At 71.5% G+C, this 14,362-nt stretch carries 12 protein-coding genes; 5 read left to right on the forward strand and 7 right to left on the reverse strand.

Annotation, left to right across the window (positions count from 1 at the left end):
* The 4 genes from CRYAR_RS27090 to CRYAR_RS27105 are packed head-to-tail and all read right to left on the reverse strand — an operon-like array spanning position 1 to position 4,294.
* Positions 1–1,221, reverse strand: coding sequence for an ABC transporter ATP-binding protein (locus CRYAR_RS27090; RefSeq protein WP_035856204.1), 1,221 nt, complete (start codon positions 1,219–1,221; stop codon positions 1–3).
* A gap of 5 nt (positions 1,222–1,226) precedes the next feature.
* Entirely contained in the window at positions 1,227–2,057 is an 831-nt protein-coding gene (locus CRYAR_RS27095; protein ID WP_035856206.1) for a carbohydrate ABC transporter permease, read from the reverse strand.
* The gene (locus CRYAR_RS27100) at positions 2,057–2,998 is read right to left on the reverse strand and encodes a carbohydrate ABC transporter permease (RefSeq protein WP_035856208.1); all 942 of its coding nucleotides are present in this window, start codon (positions 2,996–2,998) and stop codon (positions 2,057–2,059) included. The genes CRYAR_RS27095 and CRYAR_RS27100 overlap by 1 nt, the downstream gene beginning before the upstream one ends.
* Before the next feature lie 9 nt (positions 2,999–3,007).
* Positions 3,008–4,294 (reverse strand): extracellular solute-binding protein, encoded by a 1,287-nt coding sequence (locus CRYAR_RS27105; RefSeq protein WP_035856209.1) that lies wholly within the window; start codon positions 4,292–4,294, stop codon positions 3,008–3,010.
* A 158-nt stretch (positions 4,295–4,452) separates the two neighbouring features.
* Here CRYAR_RS27105 and CRYAR_RS27110 point away from each other — a divergent pair, with 158 nt between their 5' ends.
* From CRYAR_RS27110 to CRYAR_RS27120, 3 genes are read left to right on the forward strand one after another with little or no spacing between them, the layout of a single operon-like run.
* Positions 4,453–5,466, forward strand: coding sequence for a LacI family DNA-binding transcriptional regulator (locus CRYAR_RS27110; RefSeq protein WP_035866599.1), 1,014 nt, complete (start codon positions 4,453–4,455; stop codon positions 5,464–5,466).
* Complete coding sequence (locus tag CRYAR_RS27115; RefSeq protein ID WP_035856210.1) at positions 5,466–6,662, forward strand: DUF4032 domain-containing protein; 1,197 nt, start codon at positions 5,466–5,468, stop codon at positions 6,660–6,662. The genes CRYAR_RS27110 and CRYAR_RS27115 overlap by 1 nt, the downstream gene beginning before the upstream one ends.
* 28 nt (positions 6,663–6,690) lie before the next feature.
* Positions 6,691–7,767 (forward strand): hypothetical protein, encoded by a 1,077-nt coding sequence (locus tag CRYAR_RS27120; protein WP_035856211.1) that lies wholly within the window; start codon positions 6,691–6,693, stop codon positions 7,765–7,767.
* Here the strand turns inward: CRYAR_RS27120 and CRYAR_RS27125 are convergent.
* A complete protein-coding gene (locus CRYAR_RS27125; RefSeq protein ID WP_211247657.1) occupies positions 7,764–8,564 on the reverse strand; it encodes an IclR family transcriptional regulator in 801 nt (266 codons plus the stop codon). The two genes, CRYAR_RS27120 and CRYAR_RS27125, sit on opposite strands and share 4 nt — an antisense overlap.
* A gap of 75 nt (positions 8,565–8,639) precedes the next feature.
* Here CRYAR_RS27125 and CRYAR_RS27130 point away from each other — a divergent pair, with 75 nt between their 5' ends.
* The gene (locus CRYAR_RS27130) at positions 8,640–10,088 is read left to right on the forward strand and encodes an aldehyde dehydrogenase family protein (protein WP_035856212.1); all 1,449 of its coding nucleotides are present in this window, start codon (positions 8,640–8,642) and stop codon (positions 10,086–10,088) included.
* Positions 10,085–11,587 carry a GMC family oxidoreductase gene (locus CRYAR_RS27135; protein ID WP_035856213.1) on the forward strand — a complete coding sequence of 501 codons (1,503 nt, stop codon included), beginning with the start codon at positions 10,085–10,087 and terminating at the stop codon, positions 11,585–11,587. The genes CRYAR_RS27130 and CRYAR_RS27135 overlap by 4 nt, the downstream gene beginning before the upstream one ends.
* 2 nt (positions 11,588–11,589) lie before the next feature.
* On the opposite strand, the gene CRYAR_RS27140 is transcribed toward CRYAR_RS27135, so the two are convergent.
* A complete protein-coding gene (locus CRYAR_RS27140) occupies positions 11,590–12,012 on the reverse strand; it encodes a hypothetical protein (protein WP_035856214.1) in 423 nt (140 codons plus the stop codon).
* Positions 12,013–12,054: 42 nt separating this feature from the next.
* Positions 12,055–13,866: a putative bifunctional diguanylate cyclase/phosphodiesterase gene (locus CRYAR_RS27145; protein ID WP_051571008.1), complete on the reverse strand. Its 1,812-nt coding sequence runs from the start codon at positions 13,864–13,866 to the stop codon at positions 12,055–12,057.
* Between the last annotated feature and the right edge of the window lie 496 nt (positions 13,867–14,362).

Here is a 14,362-nt window from a genome sequence, read left to right on the forward strand (position 1 = left end):
TCAGTGGTCCGCGGCGCGGACCCGCACCTCTTCTTCCTCTTGCTGGGCCAGTTCGGCGGCGGCGGCCTCGTCGCGGGTGAGGTTGTCCCCGGTGCGCGGGTCGAACAGGTGGATGCGCCGGGTGTCGACCCAGAACTCCGCCTCGGCGTTCTCACGCAGCCGGGTCATCGAGTCGATGGACGCGACGACCTGGGTGCGCAACGCCTCGCTGTCGAGTTCGGCGGCCAGCTCGGCCAGCTGCCGGGCGATCTGTTCCGGCGCTTCGAACGGCAGGTAGGCGTACTGCGAGTCACCGAGCCACTCGGTGACGTCCACCCGCGCCCGGAACGTCGCCCCGTAGTCCTTGTCGGTCGCCCGCGCGGCCTCGAAGTACTCCGGGCGGATGCCGGCCAGCAGCAGGTCGTGCCCGTCGACCCGGCGAGCCAGCTCGTCGTCGAGACCGAGTTCGAAGAACGGCAGCCGGAGCGTCGCGCCGTCCACCACCGCGGGCAGGAAGTTCATCGGCGGTGACCCGATGAACCCGGCCACGAACAGGTTCACCGGCTGCTCGTAGAGCTCGCGCGGGCTGGCGACCTGCTGCAGGACGCCCCGGCGCAGCACCGCGACCCGGTCGCCGAGCGTCATCGCCTCGGTCTGGTCGTGGGTGACGTAGACCGTGGTGGTGCCCAGGCGGCGCTGCATCCGGGAGATCTCGGTACGCATCTGGCCGCGCAGCTTCGCGTCGAGGTTGGAGAGCGGTTCGTCGAACAGGAACGCGTCGGCCTGACGCACGATCGCCCGGCCCATCGCGACCCGCTGGCGCTGCCCGCCGGAGAGGTTCGCGGGTTTGCGCTGGAGGTGCTCGGTCAGTTCGAGCGTGGCCGCGGCCTCCTCGACCCGCTGCCGGATCTCCGACTCGGCCACGCCCTTCTTCAGGCGCAGCGGGAACGCGATGTTCTCGAACACCGACAGGTGCGGGTAGAGCGCGTAGTTCTGGAAGACCATCGAGAGGTTGCGGTCGCGGGGAGCCTTCTCGTTCACCCGGTTGCCGCCGATGAGCATGTCCCCACCGGTGATGTCCTCCAGCCCGACGATCATCCGCAGCAGCGTCGACTTCCCGCAGCCCGACGGGCCGACCAGGATCATGAACTCGCCGTCGGCGATGTCGATGCTGACGTCGTTCACGGCTTTGAAGCCGTCGCCGTACTCCTTGACGATGTTGCGCATCTCGATGGCGGCCATGGCGGTTATCCCTTCACTGCGCCGGCGGTGAGGCCGGCCACGATCCGACGCTGGAAGGCGAGGACGAGGATGATCACCGGGATCGTGATGATCACGGAGGCGGCGGCGATGGGTGCGGTCGGCTGCGAGAACTGCGAGGCCCCGGTGAAGAACGCGAGCGCCGCCGGCACCGGCCGGGACGCTTCGCTGGAGGTCAGCGTGATGCCGAAGATGAAGTCGTTCCAGACCGCGAAGAACGTCAGGATGGCGGCGGTGGCCACGCCGGGCGCCGCGAGCGGCACGATGACCTTGCGGAACGCCTGCCAGGCGGTCGCGCCGTCGACCTGGGCGGCCTGTTCCATCTCCCACGGGATCTCGCGGAAGAACGCGGAGAGCACGTACACCGAGAGCGGCAGCGAGAACGACAGGTACGGGATGATCAGCCCGATCCAGGTGTCGTAGAGCCCGATCGCGCGCCACATGTCGAAGAGCGGCGTCGCGATCGCGATGATCGGGAACACGGTGATCGCGAGCGCGACGCCGAGCACCAGGCGTTTGCCGGGGAACTCCAGCCGGGCCACCGCGTAGGCGGCGAGCGTCGCGAGCACCACCGAGATCGTGGTGGCGATCAGCGTGATGCCGATCGAGTTGCGCAGCGCGGTGGTGAACAGGTCGGAGGAGAAGACGATGTCGTAGTTCTCCCAGGTGAACGACGAGGGCAGGAACTGCCGGTTGGTGATGTCGTCGCCGCCCTTGAACGAGAGCGAGACGATCCAGAGCACCGGGACGACCGCGTAGAGGATGACGGCGAGGCCGCCGACGATCCAGGCGACCTCGGCGCGGCGGCTGGCCTTCATCACTTGCCCCCTTGCTGCTGCGACAGATCCGTGCGGAAGACCTTGATGAACAGGAACGCGATGAGGACGACGAGCAGCGCCAGGATCACGCTGACCGCCGAACCGAGCCCGACCATCACGCGGCTGATCGTCTGCCGGTAGGCGAGGAACGAGAGCGTCTCGGTGCCCTGCGAACCGGCGGTCATGACGAAGACGTTGTCGAAGATGCGGAACGCGTCGAGCGTCCGGAAGAGCAGCGCGACCATGATCGCGGCCTTCATGTTCGGCAGGATCACCCGTTTGAGCCGCTGCCACGGGGTGGCCCCGTCGACGACGGCGGCCTCGAGGTAGTCGTTCGGGATCTGGGCGAGGCCGGCCAGCAGCAGCAGCGACATGAACGGCGTCGTCTTCCAGATCTCCGCGACGCAGATCGCGAACAGCGACGACGCGGTGCCGCCGAACCAGTCGAAGTCGCCGAGGCCGAACCAGGGGTTGACGAAGCCGTAGGTGTTGCTGAACGCGTACTGCCAGGAGAAGGCCGAGACGACCGTGATGATGCCGTACGGGATCAGGATCGCGGTGCGCAGCAGCGTGCGCATGTACAGCGCCCGGTGCATCACCAGCGCCAGCGCGAACCCCAGGACGAGCTCGACCGAGACGGTGACGACCGTGATCACCGCGGTGACGCCGAACTGCCGCCAGAACAGCCCGTCGCTGAAGATCGTCGCGTAGTTGGCGAGCCAGACGAACTCCCGGCCGTCGGGGTCGGTGAGGCGGTAGTCGAAGAACGAGAGCCAGAGCGCGTTGAGGATCGGGTAGCCGGTGACCGCGACCATCACGAACAGCGCGGGGCCGGCGAGCAGCCAGCCGAGCCTCCGCTCGTGGCGGGCGCGGTCGGTGAGCGGCGGCTTGCCCTTGCGGGGCTTCTCGACGGCCTGCGGGCGGGTGATCGTGGTGCTCATCAGTCGCTCCTAGATCAGCCGCTTGTTGGACAGGACGTCCTCGAGCAATCGGCCCGTGCGTTTCGCCGAGCCCTCGGTCACCTCGTCCGGCGGGTGGAACCCGGCCTGGATCGCCGCGGTGACGTCGCCGTAGTAGGGGCTGACCGGCCGGGGCGTCGCCTGGTCCATGCCTTCGCGGATCGCGTCGGCCATCGGGAACCGCTCGCGCACCTCCGGGTCGTCGAAGACCGAGCTCAGCACCGCCGGGTCGCCGGCCGTGAACATGTACTGCTTCTGGTTGGCCGGCGAGAGCACGCAGCGGATCACCTCGACCGCGAGCTCCGAGTTGCGGCTGAACGCGCTGATCGAGAGCCCGAGGCCACCGGAGGGCGGTGCGCTCTCCCGATCCGCGAGCACCCGCGGGTAGCGGGCCCAGCCGACGTCGTCGAGGAAGTCCTCCGGCAGCTGGCCCTCGTCGATCGCGGCCTGCGCGGCGGCCCAGATGTACGGCCAGTTGACCATGAAGCCACCGTCCGCGCGGGCGAACGCGGCCCGGGCGTCGTCCTCGCTGCCGGTGCCGAAGCTCGGGTAGGCGGCCGAGGACCGGGCCAGCTTCCCGATGATCCGCGCGGCCTCGCGGCCCGCGGTGCTGTCCAGACCGGACTTCACCTGGTCGGCCGGCTTGCCCTCGGAGTCCTCGGTCAGGATCGAGCCGCCAGCCGAGGCCACCAGCGCGTTCACCCAGACCATCAGGCTCTCGTTGCGCCGGCCCTGGCCGGCCACCGTCACGCCGGCCTTCTCGGCGCCGTCGATGAGCTGGTCCCAGGTCACCGGCCCGGCGGCCGGGTCGACACCGGCCTTGGCCAGCACCGACTTGCGGTACCAGAGCAGCTGGGTGTTGCCGTTGGCGGGCGCGGAGTACAGCTTGTCGTCGAAGAGGCCCTGGGCGACCGGGCCGTCGAGCACGCCGTCGGTGAACTGCTTGCGTTCGGCGTCGGTGAACGGCCGGAGGAACCCGGCGTTGGCGAACTCGGCCATGAACGGCGGGTCGATCGACAGGATGTCCATCCCGCGGTCCTGTGCGGCGAGCCGGCGCAGAAGTTGTTCGCGGGCGCCGCTCGCGGTGTTCGGTAAGGCCTGCAGGTCGATCTGGTAGCGACCGCCGGACTCGGCGGCGCACTTCTCGACGATCGGTTGCTGGTTCGGATTGGAACTGTAGAACGTCAGCGTGGCCGGGCCGCCGGAGTCGCTGCCACCGCACGCGGTGAGCAACGAGGCCACCAGGGCCAGGGCTGCCGGGACTACGAGCTTGCGCATCGTTCCGCCTCTCTCGCCACCATTGCCGAGACGAACGTGACCTGGATCACTTTCGGAAGCGTTTCCGAAAAGAGTGGGGCCGAACGGCACACTGCGTCAAGGTCTGCATCGTTTCCGTTATGGACACGGTCGGAAACGCTTCCCTACACTTCTCGGCCGTGGCGGGGCGGAGCAGTCTGGCCGACATCGCGCGACTGGCCGGGGTCTCCCTGGCCACCGCGTCCCGCGCGCTGAGCAACTCCTACGGCGTCGCACCGGCCACCCGAGAACGCGTGCTGCGCGTCGCCGAGGAGCTCGACTACGTCGTCTCCCCCGAGGCCTCCCGGCTGGCCCGCGGCGCGGTGGGGCGGGTCGCGCTGGTGGTGCCCCATGTGGACCGCTGGTTCTTCGGCGCGGTGATCGGCGGCCTGGAGGCCGAGCTCAGCGACGCCGGCCTGGACGTGCTGCTCTACCACGTCGGCGACGCCGACGACCGGCGCGACTTCTTCCACCGGCTGCCCGCCCGGCGCAAGGTCGACGCGGTCGTCGTGGTCGCGTTCGAGGTGGCCGACGCCGAGCGCGAACGCCTGGAACGGATGGGCGTGCTCGTCGTCGCCGCCGGCGGGCAGGACGAGGTGTACCCGGGCGTCCGTATCGACGACCGGGGCGCCGGCCGGCGGGCCGTCGACCACCTGCTCTTCCTCGGCCACCGCCGGATCGGGATGATCTCCGCGGTCGACCCCGACCAGCCGGTCGCCGCCCGGCCGGACGGGCGGGACCACGCGTACTTCGACGCACTGCGCGACGCCGGCCTGCCGATCGACGACGACCTGGTCGTCACCATCGACTGGAGCGGCACCGCCGCCGCCGACGCGATGGCGGTGCTGCTCAGCCTGCGCGCGCCGCCGACCGCGGTGTACTGCCACTCCGACGAGCTGGCGCTGGGCGCGATCCGCACGATCCGCCGCGCCGGGCTGCGGGTGCCCGAGGACCTCTCGGTGATCGGCGTCGACGACCATCCGCTGGCCGAGCTCACCGACCTCACCACGGTCGCCCAGCCCGCCCGCGACCAGGGCGTCCACGCCGCCCGCCTGCTGCTGGCGCTGCTGCGCGGGCAGGAGTCGCCGCGCCACGTCGTCCTGCCCACCCGGCTGGTGATCCGCCGGAGCACCGCCCCGCCCCGGGAGGCCTGATGCGCTACGTGTTCCGCCCGACCGCGGTCGACGCCGCTGGGCTGCTCACCCTGCCGTGGGAGCGTCCGCTCACCGAGTGGGAGCCCGACCTGCTCCTGGAGATCCCGCAGCGCGGCATCTCCCGGCACGTCGTGCGGTTCGTGGCCGAAGGCGAGCACGTCTACGCGCTCAAGGAGATCTCCGAGCGGCTCGCACGGCACGAGTACGCGACGCTCACCGAGTTCGAGGCGGAGGGCTTACCGACGGTGACCGTGCTCGGGGTCTGCGTGGACCGCCCCGACGGTCAGGACGCGATCCTGGTGACCCGGTACCTGGAGTACTCGATGTCCTACCGGTACCTGTTCAGCACCCCGCGCGGCCGGTCCTCGGTCGAGCGCCTGCTCGACCCGCTGGTGGAGCTGCTCGTCCGCCTGCACCTGGCCGGCGTGTTCTGGGGTGACTGCTCGCTGTCGAACACGCTCTTCCGCCCCGACGCCGGGCACCTGGCCGCCTACCTGGTCGACGCCGAGACCGTCGAGCGGTACCCGACGCTCACCGAGGGTCAGCGCCGCTACGACGTCGACCTGGCGAGCGAACGGGTCGGCGGCGAACTGCTCGATCTGCGCGCCGGGAACCTGCTGCCGGCCGACGTCGACCCGATCGAGGTGGCGCTGAGCCTCCCGTCGCGGTACGACGCGCTGTGGGACGAGGTGACCCGGGAGGAGGTGTTCGCGCCGGAGGAGCAGCGCTTCCGCGTCGCCGAGCGGCTGCGCCGCCTCAACGACCTCGGGTTCGACGTCTCCGAGGTGGAGCTGGTGACCGAGCCGGGAGGCAGCCGCCTGCGCGTCGACGTCCGGGTGGCCGAGACCGGGCACCACCGCCGCGAGCTGTTCCGGCTCACCGGCCTGGAGGTCCAGGAGGGACAGGCGCGGCGGCTGCTCAACGACATCCGCTCGTTCCGCGCCTACCTCGAGCAGCGCGACGGCCGGCCGGTGTCCGAGGCCACCGCGGGGCACCGCTGGCTCAACGAGGTGTACCTACCGGTCGTGAACGCCGTTCCGGCCGGCCCGCTGGCGCCGGCCGAAGTGTTCCACGAAGTGCTCGAACACCGGTGGTTCCTCTCCGAGCGCGCCGGACGCGACATCGGCACGACCGTTGCATTAGGCTCCTATTTGGACTCAGGTTTGCCCGCACACTTGCCTTCGGGGGCAGAATGAACCGGTCCAAGTACAGCGAGGGGGCATCATGCGCGGACGGATCGGGCGGTTGCTAGCGGTAACGCTGTTCAGCATCGCGCTGCTCACCGTTCCCGCGACGAGCCACGCCCTGGATCAGGTGCCCTACCTCGACCTCACGCCGAAGGGCGGGGAGAGCCGGGCGGTGGCCGTCGCGTCCGACGGGGTCGTGCTCGGCAACACCGGGCCGGCGCCGGAGAGTTCGGTCTGGCGCGCCCCCGATTACACCGCGCAGTCGCTGGGCCCGCTCGGCCCGCACGCCGAGGCGGTCAACAACGCCGGCGACGCGGTCGGCTGCACCGCCAACGGCGTCGGCCTGTACTGGCACGACGGGACGATCACGTACCTCGAGCGGCCGGGGCGCACCACCTGCCTGTACGCGATAAACGACGCCGGCCAGATCGCCGGGGCCTCGGCGACGCCCACCGGCAGTGAGCAGGCGTTCGTCTGGGAGGACGGCCGGTTCACCGACCTCGGCGCGCCCGCCGACCGGGCGTCGGCCCCGATCGCGATAAACAACCGCGGCCAGATCCTGGGCCGCACCTTCGGCACCACGAAGTCGGTGCCGATGCGCGCGTTCGTCTGGGAGGACGGCCGGTTCACCGACCTCGGGTCGCTCGGCGGCCCGCAGACGATCCCGACCGCGCTGGCCGAGGACGGGTCGGTCGGCGGGACCTCGAGCGTCGACGCGAAGACCGCGCACCCGTTCCGCTGGGCCGGCGGCACGATGACCGACCTGCTGGCCGGTAGCGGCGTGACCGACCCCGAGGCCACGGTCGCCGCGCTCAACGCGAACGGCGACGTCGTCGGTACGGTCTCGGGCCGTCCGGTGCTCTGGCACGGCGGGAAGATGTCGTTCCTGGCCGACGCCGGGGAGGCCACCGCGGTGAACGCGGACGGCGTGGTGACCGGGGTGGTGCGCTCCGGCGACACCCCGACGGTGTTCCGCTGGAGGGACGGGGGCCTCGTGCTGCTGCGTAACCCGGCCGGCGCCACCTACTGCTACGCGACCGGCATCACCGCCGACGGCCGGGTGGTCGGCAACGTCTCGATCGGCGAGACCAACCACGCGGTGGTCTGGCTCTAGGTTCCGAAGTACCCCAGGCGGCGGCTGATCTCCTCACCGGTGGCGACCACGGCCGGGGCGATCTCGTGCAGCCGCTCCTCCGGGCAGCGGTACGCCGGCCCGGAGGCGCTGACCGCCGCCACCACCGACCCGTCGGCGCCGCGCACCGGGGCCGCGACCGCGTTCAGCCCGATCTCGTACTCCTCGACGGTCACGGCGTAGCCGCGCTGCCGGACGTCGGCCAGGTGCTCGTCGAGGACGGGCACCTCGACCAGCGTGGCCGGGGTGTACGCGTCCAGCCCGCCGGCCGCGTACGCGGCCTCGCGCTCCTTCGGCGCGAGCGCGGCGAGCAGCACCTTCCCGCTGGAGGTGGCGTGCAGCGGGGTGAGCTGGCCGACCCAGTTGTGCGTGGTGACGGTCGCGCGCCCGCGGACCTGGTCGATGTTGACCGCGTAGTGCTCGCGGAGCACCGCGAGGTTGACGGTCTCCCCGACGGTGTCGGCCAGCTGCTCGCACGGGGCGTGCCCCTGCTGGACGACGTCGAGGCGCGCCGAGACCGCGCCGGCCAGCCGCACCACGCCGAACCCGAGCCGGTACTTGCCCCGGTCCGCGGTCTGTTCGACCATGCTCCGTTCCTCGAGGGTCTCCAGCAGGCGGAACGCCGTCGACTTGTGCACCGCGAGCTCGGCCGCGACCTCGCTGACCCCGGCTTCGCCCCGGCGGGCCAGGATCTCCAGCACGCTGATCGCGCGGTCGACGGACTGCACTCCCCCGGACGGCGGTGGGGCCTCCCGGGTGAGCCTCTCGCTGTTCCGCATGACGCAACTGTACTTACGTGCCAGACTGTTGCCGAAGAAGAAACACGCTTCTCCTGACGCAACGGAGGGGTCGGATTGTTCATCGGCGGACGCTGGATCTCCGGCTCGGGCGGCAAGTCCGACGTCATCAACCCCTTCGACCGGAGCGTCGTCGCCCAGGTCGATCACGCCGACACCGGCGACGTGCACGCAGCGGTCGTCGCGGCCCGGCAGGCGTTCGGCGACTGGGCCCGCACGCCCACCCGGGAGCGCGCCGCGTTGCTGGCGCGGGTCGCCGACCTGCTGGTCCGCGACAAGGACACGATCGCCCGCACCGAGACGCTCGACACCGGCAAGACGCTCGTCGAGAGCGGCCTGGACGTCGACGACGTGGTCGCGGTGTTCCGGTACTACGCCGCGATCGCCGACAGCGACCCCGGCCGCCTGGTCGACACCGGCCAGCCGACCGTCGTCAGCCGCGTCGTGTACGAACCGGTCGGGGTGTGCGCGCTGATCACCCCCTGGAACTATCCGCTGCTGCAGATCGCCTGGAAGGTGGCCCCGGCGCTGGCGGCCGGCAACACCGTGGTGATCAAGCCGAGCGAGGTCACGCCGCTGACCACGATCCGGCTGGTCGAGCTGCTGGCCGAGGCCGGCGCGCCGGACGGCGTGGTCAACCTGGTGCTGGGCGGCGGTCCGGTCGGCGCGGCGCTCGTCGAGCACCTCGACGTCGACCTGGTGTCGTTCACCGGCGGGGTGGCCACCGGGAAGGCGATCCTGCGCGCGGCGGCCGACACGGTGAAGCGGGTGACGGTCGAGCTCGGCGGCAAGAACCCGAACATCGTGTTCGCCGACAGCGACTTCGAGACCGTGGTGGACTACGCGCTCACCGCGGTCTTCCTCCACTCCGGGCAGGTCTGTTCGGCCGGGGCGCGGCTGCTGGTCGAGGAGCCGCTGCACGACGCGCTGGTGGCCGAGGTCGCGGCGCGGGCCGAGCGGATCGTGATCGGCAACGGGCTCGACCCGGCCTCGGAGACCGGGCCGCTGGTCTCGGCCGCGCACCGCGACAAGGTCGAGGCGTACGTGGCCGCGGGGATCGCCTCCGGCGCCCGGTTGGTCGCCGGCGGGCGCCGCCCGGACGACCCCGCGCTGGCCGACGGCTTCTTCTACCGGCCGACGGTGTTCGACGGCTGCCGCGCGGACATGCGGATCGTGCGCGAGGAGACGTTCGGGCCGCTGCTGACCGTCGAGACGTTCACGTCCGAGGCGTCGGCGCTCGCGCTGGCCAACGACACCGAGTACGGGCTGGCCGGTGCGGTCTGGACGTCGGACGCGGCGCGCGCCGAGCGGGTGGCCCGCGGGCTGCGTGCCGGGACGGTCTGGATCAACGACTACCACCCGTACGTTCCGCAGGCCGAGTGGGGCGGGTTCAAGCAGTCCGGGAACGGCCGCGAACTGGGCCCGTCCGGGCTGGCCGAGTACCGCGAGGCCAAACACATCTGGCAGAACACCGCCCCGGCGCCGCAGCGGTGGTTCAAAGGATGAGCACGTTCGACTACGTGGTGGTGGGGGGCGGGTCGGCGGGGTGCGTGGTGGCCGCGCGGCTCTCCGAGGACCCGTCGGTCTCGGTGTGCCTGCTCGAGGCGGGGCCGTCCGACGTCGACGACGCGAAGATCCTGCGGCTGACCGACTGGATGTTCCTGCTGGAGTCCGGCTACGACTGGGACTACCCGGTCGAACCGCAGCCGCGCGGCAACAGCTTCCTGCGTCACTCCCGCGCCCGGGTGCTCGGCGGCTGCTCGTCGCACAACTCGTGCATCGCGTTCCACCCGGTGCGCGAGGACCTGCTGGCCTGGGACCTGCCGGGGTGGGCGCCGTCGGACTGCGCCCCGCTGGTCGAGCGTCTGCGGGCCACCGTCGAGATCCGCACCGTGCCGCCGGCCGACCCGTGTGGGGCCGCGGTGCTGGAGGCCGCGGCCGCGGTGGGGTTACCGACGGTGGACTTCAACACCGGGTCGACCGTGGTGAACGGAGCCGGCTGGTTCCAGATCAACGCCTCGTCCGACGGCATCCGCAGCTCGTCGTCGCACGCGTACCTCCATCCGGTGCTCTCGCGCCCGAACCTCACCGTGGTGACCGACGCGTGGGCGTCCCGGGTGCTGTTCGACGCGTCCCGCCGGGCCACCGGGGTCGAGTACCTGGCCGCGGACCGGGTCCACCGGCTGACGGTGTCCGCCCGGCGCGAGGTGGTGCTCTCGTGCGGGGCGATCGACACCCCGAAGCTGCTGATGCTCTCGGGCATCGGTCCGGCCGAGCACCTGCGCGAGGTCGGCGTGGACGTGCTCGTCGACTCCCCCGGCGTCGGCGCGAACCTCGACGACCACGTCGAAGGCCTGGTGATGTGGGACGCCGCGAAGCCGATGGTCACCGAGTCGACCCAGTGGTGGGAGATCGGGCTGTTCGCGGCCACCGTCCCCGGGCTGGACCGGCCGGACCTGATGATGCACTACGGGTCGGTGCCGTTCGACCTGAACACCGTGCGGTGGGGCTACCCCACCACCGAGAACGGCTTCTGCCTGACGCCGAACGTGACCCGGGGCCGCTCGCGGGGCACGGTGCGGCTCCGGTCGCGCGACTTCCGGGACAAGGCGCGGGTCGACCCCCGGTACTTCACCGACCCCGAGGGACACGACGAGCGGGTCATGCTCCACGGGCTGCGGCTGGCCCGGCGGATCGCCGCCCAGCCCGCGCTGGCCGGGTGGATCGCGGCCGAGCTGGCCCCGGGGCCCGCGGCGGTCACCGACGACGAGCTGCTCGATTACGTCCGCAAGACCCACAACACCGTCTACCACCCGGCGTGCACCGCGCGGATGGGCCGGGACGACGACCCGTACGCCGTCCTCGACCCGTCGTTGCGGGTGAACGGCGTGCGCGGGTTACGGGTAGCGGACGCGTCGGTCCTGCCGTCGCTGACGACGGTGAACCCGAACATCACCGTGATGATGATCGGGGAACGCTGCGCGGAGCTGGTGGCGGCCGGCTAGCGCTACTGCGGCGGGGTCGGGCCCGGGTAGGGGGCGTGGGCTCCCGGCGCGGCCCCGTACGGCGGGTGGCCGCCGGCGTACGGCGTCGGCATCGGTTGATTGAGCGGGCCGTTGGGGCCGTAGGGCCCCTGCGGGCCGACGCCGTAGCGGGGCGGGGCCGCCGCCCCGGCCGTGATCGCCATGACCGCGGCGATCACCAGCAGCCCGAGGCCGACGACCGCCACCGTCAGCGCCTTGACACCGTTCTCGAGCCCGTACAGGTGCCCGTCGCAGGTCGTGACCGGTCCGCCGGAGGTGGCCGAACACGTCAGGTCGACGCCGCTGGAGCCGCTGCCGCCGAAGACCACGCTGATCCCGACCAGCGCGATGATCGCTAGACCGACGACCGTGAAGAGCCACTGGATGCTGCGCGCGAAGGCTTGCATGGGCGCGGATGGTAGAGCATCACCGCGACCCGCTTCCGAGGGTCAGAACCGCGCCGGTTCCAGCTGCGGACGGGTGGCCACCACCGACGTCGGCGGCGCCGCGGCCAGCTCGGCCAGCTGGGACGCCGGGCCGGGCCGCCCGTAGAGCCAGCCCTGGCCCGCGCCGCAGCCGTGGGCGATCAGCGCCGCCGCCTGGAACGGCTCCTCGATTCCCTCGGCGACCGTGCTCATCCCGAGCGCGTTCGCGAGCGCGACGATCGCGGTGATCACCGGAGCCACCCCGGTGTCGGGGGTGAGCGTGGTGACGAAAGCGCGGTCGATCTTGAGGATGTCCACCGGCAGCCGATCGAGGCGCGAGAGCGAGGAGTACCCGGTGCCGAAGTCGTCGATCGCGATCCGCACGCCGTCGGCCCGGAGCGCCTCCAGCGCGGCCAGCGCCACCGGGGCGTCGGCCTCGAGCATGCTCTCGGTCACCTCGAGCACCAGCCGCGTCGGCGGGAGCCCGGTGTCGGCGAGGACGCGCCGGACGTCGGGGACGAAGTTCGGGTCGTGCAGCTGCCGCCCGGAGACGTTCACCGAGATGCGGGGGTTCTCGGTGAAGTCCCAGTCCCGGGCCTCCGCGCAGGCGACCTGCAACACCCACCGGCCGAGGTCGAGGATGAACCCGGACTCCTCGGCGAGCGGAATGAACTCGACCGGCGGGATCGATCCCCGCTCGGGGTGCGTCCACCGCAGCAGTGCCTCGGCGCCGATCACGGTGCCGGTGGGCAGGTCGACGATCGGCTGGTACACGACGACGAACTCCCCCGCCGGCAGCGCGTCGACCATCTCGCGGTTCTGCGCGCCGCTGTGCACGTCGACGTACGTGCGGGCCCGGCCGGCGATCTTGGCCTGCTGCAACGCGTTGTCGGCCCGCCCGAGCAGCAACGACGCCGAGTCGCCGACACGCCACTCGGCGATCCCGGCCGACATGGTCTGGTCGTCGGGCAGGGTCGCGCGCAGCGCGTCCACGATCGCCGCGCCCTCGCCGGCCGTGACACCCGGCAGGACCAGCCCGAACTCGTCGCCGCCGGAGCGGGCCAGCACCGTGCCCGGCGGCAGGATCGACCGCCAGGCCTGGCCGGTGAGGCGCAACAGGCGGTCGCCCTGGTCACTGCCGAGGATCTCGTTGACCCGCCGGAAGTTGTCGAGGTCGAGGAACGCGACCGACACCGGGGTGCCCTCCCGGCGCGCGGAATCGACCGAGTTGTCCAGCGCGCGCTGCAGCCCGCGGCGGTTGGCGAGCCCCGTCAGCGTGTCGGCCTCGGCCTCGGTGGCCTCCCGCACGAGCCAGCCGATGATCACGGCGACCACCGCGTTCGTGCCGATCAGCGCGACGACGACACCGGTGGGCACGGCGTCCCAGACCACATTTCCGGAGATCAGGGCCGCGGCGATCACGACCTGGTAGAGCAGGCCGATCGGCCAGCTGAAGAAGAACATCGTGAAGAGCGACGCCAGCGGGTAGATCGTGGCGTAGGCCTCGTTGCCGCTGACCGCGACGAGGAACGTGACCGAGCCGACCGCGGTGCCGATGACCAGGTGGAACGCCCACCGGGGCCAGCGTTGCCCGAGGCGGCCGACGAGTATCCCGATGCCGACCGACGCGAGACCGAGCGTGAGTTCGTTGCCCGCCGCGTCGTCGAGGAGCGCGATGACCGTCGCGACGATGCTCGCGGCGATGTAACAGGTGCCGGCGACGATGGACATCAGCCGGGGGGTGGCGACGACCGGAGCCTGCCACCATCCCGCCGGGCCGCGCAGGCCACGCAGACACCGGCTCACCGGCGCTACACCGGCGGGCGGCCGCGTCATCCACCGCTCCTCATCGCCGGTTCATATCGGCGTGATTTGTGGTGTTGTGAGGTATTTGTTCGGTTGTTATGCGGCTCTGTGGGCGGGTTGGTTCTTGCGGGGTTTGTGAGGGGTCTGGGGGGCGGCGCGAGTTCGGTGTGTGCGGGGGCGTTTCCTGCGGGGCGATTGTTTCGCGGGCCTGAGCGCCGGGGTTCCTTCGGTTTCGCTGGTCTGCGCGGGTCTGAGCGGGCAAGGGGTCTGCGACCGAGGTTCGTCACGGACGGGGGCTCTGCGCGGGCGGGGCTCTGCGCGAGGGCGGGGCTCTGCGCGGGGGCGGGGTGCTTCGCGGGACGGGAGTGCTCCGTGTGGTGGGAGTGCTCCTCGGGACGGGAGCCCATTTTGTGGGGTGCGAGGCACATCGTGGAGCGGGAAGCACTTCGTGGGGCAGGGGAGCACTTCGCTGCGCGGGACGGGACGGGACGGGACGCTGCGCGGGGCGGGGCGGGGGGCGGGGCGG

This window comes from Cryptosporangium arvum DSM 44712, from assembly GCF_000585375.1.
In the GTDB taxonomy this organism is placed as follows: Bacteria; Actinomycetota; Actinomycetes; order Mycobacteriales; family Cryptosporangiaceae; genus Cryptosporangium; species Cryptosporangium arvum.

Excerpts from the sequence above, each read along its gene's own strand:
- CRYAR_RS27125 (WP_211247657.1), bottom strand. The coding sequence starts at position 8,564 with ATGCGGAACAGCGAGAGGCTCACCCGGGAGGCCCCACCGCCGTCCGGG.
- CRYAR_RS27090 (WP_035856204.1), bottom strand. The coding sequence starts at position 1,221 with ATGGCCGCCATCGAGATGCGCAACATCGTCAAGGAGTACGGCGACGGC.
- CRYAR_RS27145 (WP_051571008.1), bottom strand. The coding sequence starts at position 13,866 with ATGACGCGGCCGCCCGCCGGTGTAGCGCCGGTGAGCCGGTGTCTGCGT.
- CRYAR_RS27115 (WP_035856210.1), top strand. The coding sequence starts at position 5,466 with ATGCGCTACGTGTTCCGCCCGACCGCGGTCGACGCCGCTGGGCTGCTC.
- CRYAR_RS27135 (WP_035856213.1), top strand. The coding sequence starts at position 10,085 with ATGAGCACGTTCGACTACGTGGTGGTGGGGGGCGGGTCGGCGGGGTGC.
- CRYAR_RS27100 (WP_035856208.1), bottom strand. The coding sequence starts at position 2,998 with ATGAGCACCACGATCACCCGCCCGCAGGCCGTCGAGAAGCCCCGCAAG.
- CRYAR_RS27140 (WP_035856214.1), bottom strand. The coding sequence starts at position 12,012 with ATGCAAGCCTTCGCGCGCAGCATCCAGTGGCTCTTCACGGTCGTCGGT.
- CRYAR_RS27120 (WP_035856211.1), top strand. The coding sequence starts at position 6,691 with ATGCGCGGACGGATCGGGCGGTTGCTAGCGGTAACGCTGTTCAGCATC.
- CRYAR_RS27095 (WP_035856206.1), bottom strand. The coding sequence starts at position 2,057 with ATGAAGGCCAGCCGCCGCGCCGAGGTCGCCTGGATCGTCGGCGGCCTC.
- CRYAR_RS27105 (WP_035856209.1), bottom strand. The coding sequence starts at position 4,294 with ATGCGCAAGCTCGTAGTCCCGGCAGCCCTGGCCCTGGTGGCCTCGTTG.